The organism is Pseudomonadota bacterium (assembly GCA_026388315.1).
In the GTDB taxonomy this organism is placed as follows: domain Bacteria; phylum Desulfobacterota; class Syntrophorhabdia; order Syntrophorhabdales; family Syntrophorhabdaceae; genus MWEV01.
The window spans coordinates 55,303-73,564 of the sequence record JAPLKA010000054.1; the positions used below are offsets into that span (position 1 = coordinate 55,303).

Sequence of the window (18,262 nt, forward strand, 5' to 3'; positions counted from 1 at the left end):
CATGGATGATCAATGTGTGGAACGCAGGTGAATAAAATCACAAAAATACGTTGACTACGCCCCCCCTGTATGTTAGATATTGAGTTATAAGATGCATATGTCCCTGACAAAAGACAAGAAGGAAGTGTTTAGGTCTCTTATAAGTTACAGCTCCCTTGGCCTGGAGATGGGTCTCTCCGTTGCAATCGGGATAGGGATCGGTTATTTCCTCGATTCTTACTTTAAGACATCTCCATATCTGACCATAATATTTATGCTTTTTGGTGTAGTAGCAGCTTTCAAAACGATATTTACATTGATGAGGAAAATTGAAAGAGAAGATAAAAGAAACCACGATAAGTGATATAGAATACATAAATCTCGCGGTGCTTGTAATTGGTTCTGTGATAACCATATTGGCTATGCGGGAATTCAAGTATTTTTTTAGCTTTGCCGTTGCAAGCGCCATTATGACGCTGAATTTCAGGTTTCTGAAAAAGATAATAGAAGGCGGTTTACTTACATCCACTATAAGCAAAAAGGAACTTATCATAAAACTTCCTTTAAAATTTCTTGTTCTTGTTGGGCTTGTGGCAGTAGTTGTCATATATGGTGATATAAATATTGTATTCTTTCTCATTGGCCTATCCACGGTATTTATATCGATCGTTATAAATCAGGTATCGGTGCTGTTCAGTCCTGCAGCGAAGAGGAGGCAAAAAGATGGAGCATGAGGTTTTTACGTGGGCTTCTTTAATCCCGTTTTTGAAAAAACTCCCTCCACATGTTTCAAATGCAATTATTGTTTCAGTAATACTCATTGTTATTGTGATGCTTGGGTACAGGCAGTTAAAAAAGACTGAAGACGAAATTGTTCCGGAATCAAAGTTGACATTTAGAAACTTTGTTGAAATGATCGTAGAGAATTTATCGGGTATCATTGCGGACTCAATGGGTCCCAGAGGCAAAGAATTTGTATTGGTAGTTGGAACGCTTGCGTTGTTTATCCTCTTCAACAACCTTTCCGGGCTTGTACCAGGTTTTCTCCCGGCTACCGATAATGTTAACACCACGTTTGCCTGCTCACTTACCGTATTTTGCATGACGCATTACTATGGTTTCAGGGAACACGGCGCAAAATATTTGAAACAGTTTGTCGGACCCATGTGGGCATTGGCTCCATTAATGATACCCGTGGAGCTCATAGGACATATTGCAAGACCGTTATCTCTTGGCTTAAGGCTTTTCGGTAACATAACGGGTGACCATTTAGTGACGGCCATATTTTTTGGACTTGTCCCTTTACTTGTCCCTTTACCGGTTATGTTTCTTGGTTTATTTGTAGCATTTGTTCAGACGTTTGTATTTATGCTGTTGTCCATGGCATATTTTGCCGGTGCGATTTCGCATGAAGAACATTAAAAAAATTAAGAGAAAGGGGTGAGATTTGATGAAAAAATTTCTAACAGTTATGATGCTACTTGGTATTTTTGTGAGTTTCTCATTTGGTATTGCCATGGCTGCTGAAGAGGCAAAGGGACTTGATTCACCGGTGAAACAGATGGTGGCTCTTGCTGCAGGTTTCGGAATTGCGATTGCCGCATTTGGTGGAGCCCTTGGTCAGGGGAAAAGCATAGCCTCTGCGCTTGATGGTATTGCGAGAAACCCTGGTGCAGCTGGAAAGATAGTGACACCAATGATTATCGGTCTCGCAATGATTGAGTCACTCGTTATATATTCTCTCGTTGTCTCATTGTTGTTGATCTTTAAACTCTAATAACTTCTTGGGGGCAGATACGATGATATCTGCCCCTTAATCGTTTTGCAGAGGCGGTGAGTTGCATTAACATCATTCGCCGATTATCTGGATAAGGATATTTCTGGTTCGATCCCTGTTGTCAAAATCGATGAAAACGATTTGCTGCCACGTGCCGATGGTGAGTTTTCCATTTACAAGCGGGACAGAGAGTGAGGGTTTCATTAAAGCTGCCCGAACATGAGAAAAACCATTCCCGTCACCCCAGCGTAAATCGTGCTCATAGCGGATATCTGAAGGTGCTATCTTCTCAAGCGCCCTTTGCAGATCCCTGATTACCCCTGACTCATATTCAATTGTGGTTATTGTGCCTGTTGAGCCAGGACAGAATACTGTAACAAGGCCATTTTCAACGTTTGAGTTCTTGACGGTGCTGTAAATGTTTTTCGTAATGTCTATAGTATCTCCGAAGCCCTTGGTATTTACTTTTATTGAATCAGTGAATATCATGCAACCTCCTCTTAATCGTACTTTACAAATACCTTTGCCTGTGTTAGGAAAACATTTCTATTAATATAAAAATAGACGGTTGTAAAAAATAAGTAAAGCAAATTTTACAGGGCCAAGGTATAGGATGGCAAACGAAGACCTTTCAAAATTAAAAATAGACAAATCACAGATCACCACCACTTCGACAAAAAGCAGAAAAAAGTTTTATCTTATCATTGCGTCGGCGATCATTCTCGTTCTTGTCGTCCTCTCTGCTCTGGGGGTTTTTACACCGGCGGTTAAAGTTGATGTTGCGACAGTTACCCAATCCTTTCCTTCGCAGGCATTTACTATGCTGAATGCGAGCGGTTATGTGGTGCCGCAGCGCAAGGCTGCAGTCGCTTCAAAGATCACCGGGAGGATTATCTCTCTTTATGTGGAAGAGGGAAGTGTAGTAAAAAAAGACGCAATGATCGCACGGCTGGAGAACGATGATGTTTCAGCGACAAGGGATCAGGCACAGGCGAATCTGAATGTTGCCCGGGCAAACCTTGAACAGACAAATGCTGAACTCAAGGATGCACAATCCACATTCCGGAGGGAACAAAACCTTCTTGTACAGGAGTTTACCACAAAGGCTTCATATGATGCAGCGGAAGCACGTTACAGTAAGGCAAAAGCAGTAGTTGCAGGAGCCGAGGCTTCAATAAAAGCAAGTAAAGCAGCCCTGAACGGGGCAAATGTGGCGCTGGAATATACCTTTATTCGCGCCCCGTTTGACGCCGTCGTGTTGACAAAGAATGCAGATATCGGCGATATTGTAACCCCTATTGGCGCAGCAACCAATGCGAAGGCATCGGTAGTTACCATTGCAGACATGGGTTCACTTCAGGTTGAGGCGGATGTCTCGGAATCCAACCTCGAAAAGGTCAGAATTGGACAGCCGTGTGAAATCCAACTCGATGCCCTCCCTGAAGTACGTTTCCGCGGGGTGGTGCATATGATTGTCCCTACTGCCGATAGAAGCAAGGCAACGGTTATGGTAAAAGTTCGTTTTATCGATAAAGACAGACGTATATTACCCGAGATGAGCGCCAAAGTGGCTTTTCTGTCAAGAGAGATGCAGAAGGAAGAAGAGAAATTTAAAGTGGTATTGAGCCGGAAGGCGATTATAGAGCGCAATGGCAAAAAGATTGTATTCCTCCTGAAGGGTAACAGGGTAGTGGAAGCGCCTATCACAACAGGGGTCTTACTCAATGACGTGATTGAGCTTAAAGACGGGTTGAAGGTGGGCGACAGGATTGTTATCAACCCGCCCGACTCGTTGAAAAATGGTTCCAGGGTTAAATTGGCACAACAGTGAAAAATCAGCGTTCAGCTTATTGCTCATAGCTGACTGCTGATAGCTTAAATTATGTCCGACAAAATACCTATAGTTGAAATAGAGCATGTGTATAAATCCTACTGGCGGGGGAGCCAGGTTGTGCCTGTGCTGCAGGACATTACCTTTGATATCGGTGAAGGTGAATTCCTTGCGCTTATGGGGCCCTCCGGTTCCGGCAAAAGCACACTTTTAAATCTTATTGCAGGTATCGACAAAGTTGATAGCGGAATGATAAGAGTGGGCGGGGCCGATATAACGATCCTGTCGGAGAACGACCTTGCAAAATGGCGTTCTACCCATGTTGGATTTATCTTTCAGTTTTATAATCTGATCCCTGTTTTGACGGCCTTTGAGAATGTGGAACTTCCATTACTCTTGACCCATCTTTCAAAGAGCCAGCGGAAGGAGCATGTGGAGATGGCGCTTAGACTGGTTAATCTTAACGACAGAATGGACCATTATCCGGGTCAGTTATCCGGCGGTCAGCAGCAGCGTGTTGCCATAGCGAGAGCAATGATAACGGATCCGACAATCCTTGTTGCCGATGAACCGACCGGTGATCTTGACCGGGTTTCAGCGGAGGATATCATGGAACTTATGAACCGTCTGAATGTCGAGTCGGGTAAGACGATTATATTGGTAACACACGACCCGAGGGCTGCAAAAAAAGCACACCTTATCAAGCATCTTGATAAGGGGGTATTGAATTCTCAAGATTTGTAGTATTATCTTGTTCTGTTGAAGAGTCCACTTTTAACTTTAAGCTGGTAGAACATAAGAAAATATTTGTATTTTCCATGTTACAGGGTTAGAATTTCAACAAAACAATAATGTCAAAAAAGACACGAAAAATCTTTTTTATTTTGCCGCAGATAACGGCGGATAAAGACGGATGGGATATTCTTTTGACGGAATATGGGATAAGGCGGCATATCCCGTCAAACTCCATGCACCTGTCGGTGCAAAATGTAATTATACCCGCCCGTAAGGGCTGAATATTTGATAGGCGGCAATGTCGCCGGCTATCAAAACACTATTCATCGGTATTTGTCCGCTCTTGTCCGCATTGTCGAGCGTAAGCGGGCGGCAAAATATAGGTTTTGATAAAATGGAATTTAAAAAAGGGGAGGAAACAACATGGCGACAAAGAAGACTACAAGTGTAAACCCGGAATTTCTCTATGTTCCTATTGGAAATATAGTGGTGCTGGAACAGGTCAGATCGAATGTCAATACTGAATCAGATTCATTCAAAGCTCTTGTGCAATCCATTAAAGACAAGGGCATCTTGGAGCCTCTCCTTGTAACAAAAGGAGACGGCGACTTGTACAACCTCATCTGCGGGGAGAGGCGTCTGGAAGCAGCCCGGCAGCTCGAACTTGAATTAGTACCGGTACGGATCATAGAAGCAGGTAAGGAATCAGGTGAGACCATAGCCCTCCAACTGACAGAGAACCTCCAGCGAGAAGACTTAAACCCTATGGATCAGGCAAAGGGGGTATTGACATATATTCAAGTAAAACACCCTGATAAAGGGTATGGTCTGGATGGGGTGATGGCCGAGTTAGTGAATGTCCAACGGAGACCAGATGACCTATCGGAAGAAATTGCATGCACTGTGCATGCAATTTCTCAAATCTCTGCAAAGTCTTATTCCACGCTGTTCCGCACGATTTCACTTTTAAAACTTCCTCCTGAAATTCAAGCCGAAATCCGGTCAGGAAATTTACCTGTCTCTCAGGGATATCTCTTCGCTGCCAACCTCGAATGTCCCGACCGCATGCAGATATTTACCAACATTATGAAGACACCCGTTACTAATGCCACATTGAATAATCTGCTCACCGCATACAAGAAGGTCAAGCCAGTCCCAGGTGTTACAAAGCTCATACCTATGAAGAAGCAGATTGCAAGCTTACGATCCGTAGAGTCACGCATTGAGATGGGTATTGCAAAATACACAAAGCCTGACCTTGTAACGCTTCTTGATGAGTTGCGTGTTTTCTGCGCTTTAGTGGAACTGCGGATACCGATCGCCCCGGAACCTCCGCCGGAGAAGAAAAAGCCCCCACAGTTGTGAAAAAGGCAGTGAATAGTTGATAGTAGATAGTGAATAGCGTTTCACGCCCCTTCGGGGCGATTTGTTACTGAGTAACTTTTAATGAAACAGGGTTAAGGTACTCAGAAGTTAAAAAGGTAAAAAATATGAAATGTTGTGAATGGTAAATAGGTTTTTGACTATCAACTTCTGAGTAACTTAAACCTCATATGCTTAAATTTATTGGTTTCATAAAACAGCAGTTGCCTTTATGGTAACCAGTTCAAACCCCAGTTCCTGAGCTCTCCGTTTCAGGTTTTGTATAACTCTTGACCGATGGCGTTCTTCATAATATTCCTGACCGGCATCAACATAAGCAGTTCCATGTGTGAGCATGGCATAGACCAGGCGAGCCAGTTTATGGGCTGTAGCGGTTATTGCCTTGGGAGCACCGAGACGTGCCCGTTGTCTTCTTAGATATGCACCAAGCGCACTCTTTGAATTGAACAGGGTAAACGCAGCCATGCGCAACGCTGCAGCAGCTTTGTTGGCAACCTGTTTCGTGGCGCTGCTTAACACCTTACCGCCGCTGACCTTCGTGCCGGGAGATAGGCCAAGCCATGAGGCAAAATGTTTGGCCGATTTGAAGCGGCTCATGTCCGTACCGATCTCGGAGAGGATCTTCAGTGCGGTTGTGGTATCGATGCCGTCAATGCTCGTTAAGTCAACCCCGGACATGCGTACGAGTGCATCTTCCACGCTTGTGGGAGGCATGTTATTCGGGGAATCATCGAAGCTTTCCAGCTGCTTAAGTATCTGACGGTCACAGTCAGCGATCTTTGTCTGATAAACCTCATAGAGTTCAACTGCCTGTTGGAGACTGAAGAGGTGTTCGGGGCGATAGTTGCCTTTCAGGGAACGGGCTATCATTGCACTGCTGTTTTTGCACCGGGGATCGCGCATGGCTGCCAGGGCGTCGGGATTCCTTTCACCGTCGAGAATTGCCTTGATGATCCGCATACCCGTTGTCCCTGTGATGTCCGTCACCACATTATGGAGCTGGAGGTTCATTTGGGCCAATGCCTTTTGCATTCTTTGTATATGCGATGCGGAACTGCGCACCAGGGTGCTTCTCTGTCGAACATAGGCACGAAGGGTACATACCTGGTCAACGGGACGGAAGGCGCCGTGAAGGAGTCCATAGGTATGCAACTGCTGGAGCCATTGGCAGTCCAGTACATCGCTTTTTCTGCCGGGGACATTTTTGACATGACGGGCATTGACAAGCTTGACCTCGAGCCCGTGGCTTTCAAGAACCTCGAATACCGGTATCCAATAAACGCCGGTAGATTCCATGGCAACAGTGGTGACGCCGCATGAGATCAACCATTCCGCCAGGCGTTCAAGGTCGGCGGTGAACGTTGAAAACTCACGGACTGGCTGTTCATCTGTTCCTTCAGGTACTGCCACGAAGTGACTTTTAGAACCGATGTCGATTCCTGCCGCATACCGGTTGATATGTTCAAGATGCTTCGGGAGCTTCATTTCCTTCTTCCTTAAAGACTTTTTCTGTTTCATCAATCCGACCTCCGCAATACGTAATCGGCATTGCCGGAAAGAGGAGTTGTCGGATACAGCTCTCTTCTGAACGGGATAGCATATGCTTCACCAATGTCAAATTCGCCAACTCCCGGACCACGCTATTCAGCGGACATAAAGTACCAGTGGCGATACGGCCTCATCATCCCGGATGCCTTATTGACAATACCCTGTTTTCATTCTCCAAATCAAGTTACTCCTTCACAAAGCGCCCCCGAAGGGGGCGTGAAACGCTATTCACTAACGACTATCTACTGCAGTTAAGAGCGTAGAGCGGGTAGCCGCAGGCTTCAGCGTTGTCACTGCGAGGCGAACATTTATTTCTGTCACTGCGAGGCGAAGCCATGGCAGTCTCGTTAAAGGATTTGAAATGCTGAAAAAAAATTAATTGAAGGGGCTTTGAGGGTGCGTAATTCGGAATGTCCCGGTCAACCCTGATTATCCATACAAAATCATTTGCATTATTTATTTCATGGGGTTAGAATTCCTGCATACAGCAAAGGGGAGGCATGGAGAGCTGCTCATTCCGGTATTATTCGAAGGGCTTGACGAAAGGACTTGCAAGTTGCCCAGTGCGGGAAACAACGTCCCAGCCATGTGTCTTAGGCGATTCACCGGCGATTGCTTTACAAAGATGGAAAAACGTATGATTGTGAGATCCCATAAGTTTTTTTCGATAATATTTGCATTATTTGTATGAGATACTTCCGGGACAACCGTTCCTTTTTACAGGAAACCAACCATGCTTGACGCTGATTCGGTCAAAGAAGCACTCGAAGCCTTATGCCTGAAGTTCGAAAAGGATAAGGCCCACTACCTTTCCAAGGGCTATCCCGAATCACAGGTGAGAATTGATTTCCTCGACCCTCTCTTTAACATCCTTGGATGGGACATAGCAAACACGGCTCAGAAGCCACCCCACGAAAGAGATGTAATCGTTGAAGCCTCTTCCGAAGCTACAGGCCGGCCCGATTATAATTTCAGGATAAAGGGCATTACGAAATTCTTTGTGGAGGCGAAATCGCCCCTGACAAATCTCAACGACGCCAGGCACATATTACAGGCTAAAAGCTATGCCTGGTCTACTAAAGGCGTCTTTTTCGTGATCCTCACCAATTATGCAGAGTTCAAGCTCTTCGATGCCTCCCTGAAGCCCAACCCCCGTTTCCCCAAGGAAGGGCTGATCTACGACCTGGAGTATACGGACTACCTGAGCAACATCGGAAAGCTTTTGGAACTCTCAAAAGAAAGGGTTGATGAGGGCTCCTTGGAAGCTCTCATACCAAAAGACCTGAAAAGCAAACGGCTCAGGATTCCACCGGATAAATCCTTCCTCGAAGACCTGACCGTCTGGAGGACGGAGCTTGCCAAAGATATTCATAAGCGCAATCCCGGATTCGATGTGAAGCTGCTCAATGACGTGGTTCAAAAGCTCCTGGACCGCATCATCTTTATCCGCATCGCCGAGGACAGGAACATCCGGCAGAACAGAGAACTATGGGAGATTGTGGCCCAATGGAAGGGTGAAGGCAGGCGCAAACCTATTATGGCCAATCTCAAGAACCTCTTCTACCGCATAAATGATGACCTGAACGGAAATATCTTCAAGCCCCATGCCTGTGAAGAGGCTGATATCGACTCAGGTCTCCTGGCGGAAATCATTGAAAACCTCTATGCGCCGAAAAGCCAGTACCGGTTCGAGGCCATAGGTGTAGAGCTTCTGGGGAGCATTTACGAACGGTACCTTGGCAGCACCATCAGGGTAACGCCCCAAAGGGTCAAGGTAGAAGAAAAGCCTGAAGTAAGAAAGGCAGGCGGCGTCTACTATACCCCGAAATATATCGTCGATTATGTCGTAAAAAATACCGTAGGCAGAGTTATTGAGGGAAAGACCCCGAAACAGATCGAGAAGATACGGATACTCGATCCCGCCTGCGGATCGGGATCATTCCTCCTCGGAGCCTACCAGTACCTCATCGACTACCACCTGAAATACTACCGGGAACACCCGAAGCAAGCCCGCGTTCTTTACTACGATCCTTACTACAAGATCAAGCCCGACGAGATCACCCTGCCGATTCAGGAAAAAGCGAGGATTCTGAAAAACAACCTTTTCGGCGTAGATAAAGACCCACAGGCGGTGGAGATCACCATGATGAGCCTTTACCTCAAAGCCATTGAAGGCGAGAGGGGATTCCTCCCCATGAGGCAGCACTTTCTGCCGCCCCTTACCTACAATATCGTCTGCGGCAACAGCCTTGTGGGTTATGACATGTTTGAAGGGCAGCTCTTTGACGACGGGACGAAAGACGAGATCAACCCCTTTGACTGGCCTTCAAAGGCAGCAGGATTTGGGGAAATCATGGAGAGCGGAGGCTTCGATGTGGTGATCGGCAATCCACCCTATGTGAGGATTCAGACGTTGAACCGCCAAGAAGTTGAATACTTTAACGGAAAATACAAATCGGCTTCCGGTAATTATGACATCTACATCCTCTTTGTGGAAAAGGCTATGCAGTTGCTGAAAGAAAATGGTGTCCACGGTTTCATCTTGCCCCACAAATTCTTTCAGGCATCTTACGGACAGGGGCTGAGAAAGCTGATCTCTGAAAACAGTTCTGTAATGGAGATAGTTCATTTCAAGGATAACCAGGTTTTTGAAGGTGCAAGTACATATACCTGTCTATTGTTTCTCTCCAAAAGTAAAACCGGAAAATTCAAGTATGCTGAAATCTCCAAGTTTATCAGCCCTGCCGAACAGTTAGACGCAGTGGGCGTAAATAAAAAGTATTCTGATGAGAATATGAGGGTTGGCTTCATTGAAAAGAAACAGGTCACCCCTTATCTGTGGAGCTTTCATTTTGACGAATCCGTTTCCGTGATGGACAAGCTGAAGATAGGTACTCAGCCCCTTGAGGCGTTTACTGAGAGGATTTTTCAGGGACTCAAAACCAGTGTGCGGACAAGATTTATATACTGGATGTCAAGGAACATAGGGGCCAAACAATACTTGTCCGCTCTAAGGAATTGGAAAGAGATGTGGAGATCGAATCGGAACTGCTCAAGCCGCTGATAAAAGGCGGCCAGATGAGAAGGTATGTGATTGAGGAAGCGAAAAAGGTTGTCCTTTTCCCATATATGAACGGAAAGCTTATTTCAAAGAAAGAAATCCAGGAGAAGCACCCGCTCTGCTGGGCATATTTGATGGAGAACAAGAAGTATCTTGAAAACAGGGAAGATGGGAAAATGAAAGGCGAGAAATGGTACGCATTCGGAAGAACCCAAGCCTTGGAAGTTGTCGGTCTCAAGAAAATTATCACCCCTGACCTTGCCGCTTCGGCTTCTTACTGTTTTGATGAAGATGGCAGATATTCTTTCAGCGGTGGTGCAGCAGGCGGTTATGGGATCATCGTGAAAGAAACGTTTAACCCGAGATACATTTTGGGTTTGTTGAACAGCAGACTCATCGACTGGTACCACCATCAGATGAGTACAAACTTCAGAGGCGGCTACTATTCATATGAATCAAGATTTATAAAAGATATGCCTATCCGCAACATCGATCTTAATAATCCTTCCGAAAAAGCTCTTCACGACAAACTTATCAATCTCGTTGACAGAATACTTGAACTTCGCAAGAAGGAAACTACCGTCCCTGCATCGTCTGAACGCGACAGGGTAACGCGCGAGATCGCCGTCACCGATGAAAAGATAGATGAGATTGTGTATAGGCTATACGGTGTAGAGAGCACTGAAATAAAAGTTATTGAGTCAAGGTAGCCGCATGAGTGTTGAGAATGAACTAATTAGTTTATTGGAAGAAAAGAGGTATGAGGAGGTTCTGAATCGGTATGAGGCTCTTGACAATACTATGCAAAAAACGCCACGGATCAGGTTATTACGGGTAAACGCGTTACGCAGCATGTACAGGTACAAGGAAGCCTTTGGCGAGATCGAGTTGCTTGAAATGACCCCGGATGTGCTGATCGAACGTGCCGCAGTTATGATAGATTGGTGTAGCGACCATTTATACGGAAACTGTCAAGCTCCTCCCTACGACATCGGAAAATTTCTCAGAGAGGCCGTAAAAATATGTGACGAACTGATATGTGTGAACAAATTTAAGCTTGATGCTATATATTTTAAAGCAAATGCACTATCAGCGTTGGAGAACATCACGGAATCGCGACTCTTGCTCCATCAGGCCACCGACGAATCCCCGCATGATTGGCAGCTTTGGACCCAGGCAATAATAAACCTTGGAAACAGTTACCAACAGGAAGGAAGATTTATAGAGGCAATTGAAAACTATCTAACAGCGATCAATCGGATGCCTGCGTTTTCCATGGGCTGGAGCGGGCTTGGTAGCGGCTTATCTCACGCATTTTATCATATGGGAGGGGAAGATAAATGCCCGATCTATGCGGCGCTATATTGTTTCTATAAAGCAAATCAGGTTGTTGATTTACAGGATGTCAGATACGTGAACGCTATAAAGACAGGGCTCGATTATGTCCTTTCTCTCTTCAAGGTCAAGCCTGACATGGAGACCGTCAGATTATTCGACCCTTTGAAGCAGCCCGACGGACCTTCTTATGATGGCCACCCTTTCATAGATTTCTTCTATAACTGGGCTACAAACAATCACATGTTTCTGAACTTTTGTTTAGGTTGCAAGCAATGCGAAAATCGGTTTCGTGACAAATTGCTGATCGGTAGCCTGATAAGTCAAATTGAAGATTGCAAAACCCCGTATAATTTATTTTCCTATTTCGCGGAAATAAGGAGAGAATACTTTGTCGCCAGATGGCTTTTTGTTAAGACACAATACCCTGACGATTATGATTTGGGATTCCTCAACTCCATTTACGAGGAGATCGATCTGCTTGATTATGCCTCTGACGACCTAAGGAACGATCTTGTCAAAATGTGTCTACAGAAATGTGTTGGAGTTTTAGACAAAATTGCCTTCTTCTTAAACGAATACGAGCAACTCAACATCCCTCATCATCGAGTATGGTTTTCAGGCAAAGGGTCTAAACCCGACATTTTTAGTCGGATCGAGACGAAATATGGCACCCTCAAAGTGCCCGATTTCAGCAACTTAAATGCACTCAAGAGTATCTCTACGGATTTGAAACATCCTTATTTTGAAGTTTGTAGAAATCTTAGAGATTCAATAACGCATAAGTATTTGAGGGTGCACTTGGATTTTGCGTCAGTGGATTCGCTCCGCTATCCGGGAAACGGAGAGTCTATCGTCAAGTCGCTTCACGAAGCACATCACGATCGTGAAAACCCGAGGAATTACCATGTCAGTGAGTCACACTTGAAGGGTGTGTCTTTAAGAACCCTCAAGATGACACGAGCTGCTATTTTTTATTTGGCGGGTCACATACGCCTTACTGAATTGAAGAAGCACAGTGAAACGCCCGGCAAGATAATACCGTCCCTTTATTTTGAAAATATTCGCAAAAGGTAAAGTGGTATACGGGACACCCTTTAGCTATTTAGTTTTATCGCCTTCATAGAAGCGAATAACCCCTCTTCCATTACCATCTTATTATAGAAACACCGGAAGGAAATCTCTCTAAAGGCATGAGACAGCTCAACGGTATCTACACCCAGAAGTATAACTGGAAATATAAAAAGACAACGTACCTCCCCCATTAAAGTAGACACTCGCAGCCGATCCCGTTGTTATGCCTTAAAATGATATTGATTGTCACATATATAGTACGCTATAATGTACATTATTTATGGGGGGGCGACGGGGACGTTGGTGAAATATTGACATTTACTGAGGATAACAAATTGATTTACAAGAACAATTGCCCAACTATTACGTGCAGCGAATCCACACTATGTGCATCTCGCTGACCTCTATGTTGGAACAAAATGATCGAAAATATCGATTTCAAATCATGTCGAGGAATTTTAGACAATGAATCTGTAGTGTTAACGCCAACAGTTGGCGTTAAACAGGAAATCTCCGTAAAGCCAATACAGGCTTTGGCTTAGACAATTAGGTATATTTTTCTTGCACTGTGCATGAAAGCATGAAAACCTTTTGAAAAATGTCTTTATTTTAGCACAAGATGGCAAAGAAAGAAGGTTCCTGAAAATAGTGGGTTTTCATCTTATTGAAAGTTGAGAAGAATAAAGACAAAAAACGTAATAGAAGATATAATAAAACAAAAACATGGAGAAGCAGATAGAGACAAAAAAGTTCCAACGAATCGTTGGAGCCAATCGGCAACAAAGAGCGTTGCCTCTGGCTCAGCTTTTCGTTCTCCCGGCGCTTCGCGCCGCGAGAATCGGGGCAGTTAAGCCGTCAACTCCTTCCCGTCGCTCCGCTTCGGGAGAACAAGGAGTTGAAGACCGATGCCCCTTCGGGGCACGGCTTAACTGCCCCGATTGGGTCTCCTATTGACAACGCTACCAAATATTAACAGCTTCACAAGACGAAAAGGCAGAGGGTTATATCACAGGGAGATTTGATTAATGAAGATACTTTTAGTTTACCCGAAATACCCTGATACATTCTGGAGTTACAAGTATGCCCTTAAATTTATCTCTAAAAAGGCGTGTTCTCCCCCTTTAGGGCTGCTGACCCTGGCTGCCATGCTGCCTCATCAATGGGAAAAAAAAATTGTTGATCTGAATGTAAAAAAACTTACAGATAGAAGCCTTAAATGGGCGGATTATGTATTTATCAGCGCCATGTCCTCTCAGACAGCGTCAGTGCAGGAGATAATCAGCAGATGCAATTCCATAGGGGTCAAGGTTGTAGCTGGAGGCCCCCTTTTTAGTACTGCCTATGAAAGTTTTCAGGGTATTGACCATTTTGTCCTTGACGAGGCAGAACTTACCCTACCCTTGTTTTTGGAAGACCTTAAAAATGGACAGCCTGAATATTTATACAGAACAGATCAATGGGCAGATATAAGCAAAACCCCTGTTCCATTGTGGCATCTTATTGATATTAATAAATATGCGTCAATGAATATCCAGTACTCCCGAGGTTGTCCCTTCCACTGTGATTTTTGCAGTGTCGCCAACCTTTTCGGAAATTTGCCGAGGACAAAGGATAAAGACCAGGTCATTGCTGAACTGGAGAGCCTTTATGCCGTTGGCTGGCGAGAGGGAGTGCTTTTTGTCGATGATAACTTCATAGGCAACAAGGTAAAATTAAAAAAAGATGTTTTGCCGGCATTAATAGCATGGATGGAGCAGCATAAATATCCATTTTCCTTTCATACAGAATCATCGATAAATCTTGCCGATGATCCTGAACTTATGCAAATGATGGTTATGGCCGGGTTTGACACAGTGTTTGTAGGCTTGGAGACCCCTAATGAGCAAAGCTCCCTTGAGTGTAATAAATTCCAGAACAAAGGACGGGATCTCATAAAATGCGTAAAAATCATTCAGCATTCAGGCCTGCAGGTACAGGGAGGATTTATCATTGGTTTTGACAATGATCCGGCTTCAATTTTCGAGATGCTTATCAGATTTATCCAGGAAAGCGCAGTGGTCACCGCCATGGTAGGTTTACTGAATGCGCCGCAGGGAACCAGACTTTACCAGCGCTTAAAGAAAGAAGGTAGATTGCTGAAGGATAGCTCCGGCGATAGCATGGACCTGTCCATTAACTTTATTCCCAGGATGAACTACGAGGTGCTTATAAACGGCTACAGAAAGGTCCTCAGTACGATCTATTCTCCCCGCCATTATTATGAAAGACTGAGACTGTTTTTAAAAGAATACAACCCCCCTCAACAAACAGTGTCCCGCATCCGATTAAAACATATCGAGGCCCTCCTGAAATCTATCCTGTATATCGGTATAATAGGCAAAGAAAGGTTCCACTTCTGGGAACTTATTTTCTGGTCTCTCTTGAATCGTCCCCGGCTATTCGTGCTGGCGATCACCCTTGCAATCTGTGGTTTCCACTTCAGACGGGCGGCAAACAGAATCATTAAAAGCCGTATTGCTAAGTAGCGATGAAGAAAATTGTTTCAGAGTTTGATGTAGTCATAAAGGTGAAGCCGGAACTGCCGTTGATCCGGACGGTCGAAGCTGCGGCTCGCTCGTATCTTAAGGTGCAGGCCTTTCCGCCTAGGCTGGTGGACCATACGATTGCGGCCATCGGCGAGGCGATGGAACGGCTCATCGCCTTGTGCATCGAGCGGGATGTGGCAGCAACCTTCGATGTAGGCTTCTTGTCGCAGGACGAAGCAGTGCAGGTTCACCTGGTTTATGGTGCCTCCATCCCTCTCAATCCCCATGAGGAGGCGGATTACGAGGTACCCTCGTCCACCGGAGAAGAGACCGGCAGCGAGCTTGAGGGGCTGTGGCTGCATATAATCAAACGCACGATGGACCGGGTGTTTTTTCGCGTTGATGGCAAAAGGGCATCCCTGGTGATGATGAAATACATCCGGGCGGAACAGAAAGCGCGGCAGTTGTGGGTAATGGGACTCAGGCCGAAATTGCGGGTGGATCTGGTGATTGAGCATCCCACCGGTGAAATGGGTCAGACGCAATCGGGTAGCGCAATCCTCCATGGCACACGCGGGCAGCTCGTACTCAAACTCTCACCATCCGATGTTTTTATCGTCAGCCGTTTCAATGGGCAAAACACGGTGGAAGATATTTATCTGGAACACTCCGCTGAACTGGGGCCGGTTTCGCCGCAACAGGTCCAACGACTCTATGAGACGCTGGAAGCCTCCGGCATGCTGGAAAGGATCGCCTCCGCGGCGGAAGAACGAAAGGAGCGGTGGCAACGATGGCTTTCGCCAGTCATCAGCATCCCCCATCCCGACAATGCCGTGGCATGGGTTCACAGGCACGGGCGTTTCTTGTTCAATCCAATCGCAGTGAGCGCCATGGTTTTGATCGGGCTTTCGGGCCTGATTCCGCTCTTCATGAACCGGCAGCCCATGGGAGCTTTGATCGCCAACTTGGATACCCTCTTGATCAGCCATCCGACCGTGATTGCCCTGGCTTACCTGATCATGCTGGGCAATGTGGCCATCCACGAGTTCGCCCACGGTGTGACCTGCAAGCATTTCGGGGGACGGATCAGACAACTCGGTATCATGTGGTACCTGGCCATGTTTATCTTTTTCTGCGACACGACCTCGGCCTGGACCTTTCCAAAGAAATCCCAGCGGATATGGGTATCTCTGGCAGGCCCTCTCGCTTCGTGGACCCTTTTTGGAATCACTGCCTGGTGCGTAGGCGTGACCGCTGCTGCCGCAAGCCCCTGGTTTATCCTCTGGATCGTGCTTACCATGATAAATGCCTTCGGTCTGGTCATGAACTTCAACCCCCTAATCCGGGGGGATGCCTACTACATACTTGTTGATTGGACGGGCATTCCCAATCTGCAGAAGAAGGCCCTTGACTACCTCAAGGTACGGATGACCGGTTGGATGAAGAGGGGCCGAGCCGTCGGTAGACCCTCGCCAACACCTCGGGAGAGGCGGATATTCGTTACCTATGGGGTATTGAGTGCTGCCATGTCGTTTTTCTTTCTTCTCTTGCCCTTTTGGCGGCTGGCTGATCTGTGGCTGACTAATCGTCACTTCACAACCTGGGGTGTAATGGCCTTTATCACGGTTGCCCTGCTCATAGGAAACATGCTATTCAAAGCCCATGGATTGGTGTATGCCGCCCGCCATCAGGAGCATAAGATATTATGATTGCTCCACTGACACCATTCGAACTGAAGATTGAAACCACGGATGCCTGCAATTTGCGCTGTAAACATTGCTCCTCTCGGAGCAGACAGCCATCAAGACACACGGTTTCTGTCGGAAGATGAGGCGCTGCTTATCATCGCCGCCGCTCTAACTCTAACATCTGTCCGTCATTCATTAGCGGTTTGACCGGGATGACTATATAGGATGTGTCTTCGGTATCCTCCACTACCTTGAGCTTCTTTCCATCGGGCACATCGATACCCTCTGCCCTGAGCACAGCAACAGGATCGGCTACCAGTCTGGCCTTAAAGTCTTCATCTGCCCATGCCTTGGCGATGAGCTTTGCCCATTGTTGCGTTTTCTTGGTCTCTTCCTCGTTCATAAGGAACCCTCCTTTGGTTTGCAGTTGTTGAAAAGAGTCAGAATCCAGATTCTGTTTTCTCCCCATCCCTTGGCAAATAATACTACCCCGGGATTTATTTTTAAAGTTCTTTTACTGCCGATCAGGAATTCCCCCACCGATGCTTCGGTGTAATTCACCATAATCAACTCTGGCTGTCCCGGCGTCTTTCAGCAATGCACTCACGGCTTCCGTCATTGACAAAGTGTTTCTATTCTTGATATGATCGATGGGATAATTGACTGGATAAACATCGAAAAACTCATCAGAAAGAAATGCAAGAAGACCCAAAGCGCCGATGGTAGGCCCGCCTATCCCCCTCTTCCCATGTTTAATCTCCTTCTGCTCCGAAGAAAACATAAGGGTCAGCCCTTGACATTTGAATTTGTAATTGGAGATAACGATCTTAATTGTAATAATAATAATGAGTTGTCCAACAAGACATTGGAGCCAATCGGCGGAAAAGAACGCTCCGCCTCTGGCTCAATTCTTCGTTACTCCCTTTTATCCAGTAATGTGCAAGTAATCTTATAGGCCACTCGCAATGAGTTGTAGATGGAGTTATTACGCATAGCAATTTGAAATATTCACGAAGCCACGCAGGATGCCCCGCCTTGTAGGCGGGGAGGAATGCGAAGGGGGTGGCAAGGAGGGGGTGAAACCCCATCCTAAAGAACTATCATTTTGGTTAATAGCAGACATTGAAGAAATGAAAATATGGGTATATGATGTATTATGGTGTTACAACGGGCCAGCCATGCTGTCTATGATACGAAATACCACCTCGTGTGGGCGCCAAAGTATCGGAAGTGGATTCTAAGGGATGCTATCAGGGATCGGGTCAAGGAGTTGTTCAGAGAGATTGCCGATCACCACGGATTCGAGATCGAAGAGATGGAGGTTGC

Annotated in this window: 16 protein-coding genes and 1 pseudogene; 13 read left to right on the forward strand and 4 right to left on the reverse strand. The window is 45.9% G+C overall.

All coding sequences use genetic code 11. The features are described 5' to 3' along the window. Positions 1-97 precede the first annotated feature (97 nt). The 4 genes from NTX75_07515 (at position 98) to atpE (ending at position 1,756) form a co-directional block, all read left to right on the forward strand. Positions 98-343, forward strand: coding sequence for an AtpZ/AtpI family protein (locus NTX75_07515; protein MCX5816076.1), 246 nt, complete (start codon positions 98-100; stop codon positions 341-343). Continuing rightward, positions 309-713 carry a hypothetical protein gene (locus NTX75_07520; protein MCX5816077.1) on the forward strand — a complete coding sequence of 135 codons (405 nt, stop codon included), beginning with the start codon at positions 309-311 and terminating at the stop codon, positions 711-713. Before NTX75_07515 ends, NTX75_07520 begins: the two co-directional genes overlap by 35 nt. After that, on the forward strand, positions 703-1,401 hold the full coding sequence (atpB, locus tag NTX75_07525) for a F0F1 ATP synthase subunit A (GenBank protein MCX5816078.1): 699 nt from the start codon (positions 703-705) through the stop codon (positions 1,399-1,401). Before NTX75_07520 ends, atpB begins: the two co-directional genes overlap by 11 nt. A gap of 139 nt (positions 1,402-1,540) precedes the next feature. Continuing rightward, a complete protein-coding gene (atpE, locus tag NTX75_07530; GenBank protein ID MCX5816079.1) occupies positions 1,541-1,756 on the forward strand; it encodes an ATP synthase F0 subunit C in 216 nt (71 codons plus the stop codon). Positions 1,757-1,828: 72 nt separating this feature from the next. Here the strand turns inward: atpE and NTX75_07535 are convergent, their stop codons facing one another. Then, complete coding sequence (locus NTX75_07535) at positions 1,829-2,245, reverse strand: secondary thiamine-phosphate synthase enzyme YjbQ (protein MCX5816080.1); 417 nt, start codon at positions 2,243-2,245, stop codon at positions 1,829-1,831. Between the two features lie 124 nt (positions 2,246-2,369). On the opposite strand from NTX75_07535, the gene NTX75_07540 reads away from it, so the two are divergent. The 3 genes from NTX75_07540 (at position 2,370) to NTX75_07550 (ending at position 5,687) form a co-directional block, all read left to right on the forward strand. After that, complete coding sequence (locus NTX75_07540) at positions 2,370-3,587, forward strand: efflux RND transporter periplasmic adaptor subunit (protein ID MCX5816081.1); 1,218 nt, start codon at positions 2,370-2,372, stop codon at positions 3,585-3,587. A 51-nt stretch (positions 3,588-3,638) separates the two neighbouring features. Next, positions 3,639-4,331, forward strand: coding sequence for an ABC transporter ATP-binding protein (locus NTX75_07545; GenBank protein MCX5816082.1), 693 nt, complete (start codon positions 3,639-3,641; stop codon positions 4,329-4,331). Positions 4,332-4,745: 414 nt separating this feature from the next. Next, positions 4,746-5,687, forward strand: coding sequence for a ParB/RepB/Spo0J family partition protein (locus NTX75_07550; GenBank protein ID MCX5816083.1), 942 nt, complete (start codon positions 4,746-4,748; stop codon positions 5,685-5,687). A gap of 207 nt (positions 5,688-5,894) precedes the next feature. On the opposite strand, the gene NTX75_07555 is transcribed toward NTX75_07550, so the two are convergent. Continuing rightward, the gene (locus NTX75_07555; protein ID MCX5816084.1) at positions 5,895-7,190 is read right to left on the reverse strand and encodes an IS110 family transposase; all 1,296 of its coding nucleotides are present in this window, start codon (positions 7,188-7,190) and stop codon (positions 5,895-5,897) included. A gap of 796 nt (positions 7,191-7,986) precedes the next feature. On the opposite strand from NTX75_07555, the gene NTX75_07560 reads away from it, so the two are divergent. The 6 genes and pseudogenes from NTX75_07560 (at position 7,987) to NTX75_07585 (ending at position 16,957) form a co-directional block, all read left to right on the forward strand. After that, positions 7,987-10,317: an Eco57I restriction-modification methylase domain-containing protein gene (locus NTX75_07560; protein MCX5816085.1), complete on the forward strand. Its 2,331-nt coding sequence runs from the start codon at positions 7,987-7,989 to the stop codon at positions 10,315-10,317. Then, positions 10,284-11,024 carry a hypothetical protein gene (locus NTX75_07565; GenBank protein ID MCX5816086.1) on the forward strand — a complete coding sequence of 247 codons (741 nt, stop codon included), beginning with the start codon at positions 10,284-10,286 and terminating at the stop codon, positions 11,022-11,024. The genes NTX75_07560 and NTX75_07565 overlap by 34 nt, the downstream gene beginning before the upstream one ends. 91 nt (positions 11,025-11,115) lie before the next feature. Next, positions 11,116-12,726, forward strand: coding sequence for an LA2681 family HEPN domain-containing protein (locus NTX75_07570; protein ID MCX5816087.1), 1,611 nt, complete (start codon positions 11,116-11,118; stop codon positions 12,724-12,726). An 80-nt stretch (positions 12,727-12,806) separates the two neighbouring features. After that, a pseudogene (locus tag NTX75_07575) lies at positions 12,807-12,908 on the forward strand (addiction module toxin RelE). Between the two features lie 840 nt (positions 12,909-13,748). After that, entirely contained in the window at positions 13,749-15,248 is a 1,500-nt protein-coding gene (locus NTX75_07580) for a B12-binding domain-containing radical SAM protein (GenBank protein MCX5816088.1), read from the forward strand. A 2-nt stretch (positions 15,249-15,250) separates the two neighbouring features. Beyond that, positions 15,251-16,957, forward strand: a complete 1,707-nt coding sequence (locus tag NTX75_07585; protein MCX5816089.1) for a metalloprotease family protein — start codon at positions 15,251-15,253, stop codon at positions 16,955-16,957. A 133-nt stretch (positions 16,958-17,090) separates the two neighbouring features. Here NTX75_07585 and NTX75_07590 read toward each other — a convergent pair whose 3' ends face one another. Next, the gene (locus NTX75_07590; GenBank protein MCX5816090.1) at positions 17,091-17,339 is read right to left on the reverse strand and encodes a nitrile hydratase subunit alpha; all 249 of its coding nucleotides are present in this window, start codon (positions 17,337-17,339) and stop codon (positions 17,091-17,093) included. Between the two features lie 111 nt (positions 17,340-17,450). Beyond that, entirely contained in the window at positions 17,451-17,717 is a 267-nt protein-coding gene (locus NTX75_07595; GenBank protein MCX5816091.1) for a hypothetical protein, read from the reverse strand. Positions 17,718-18,262: the final 545 nt, after the last annotated feature.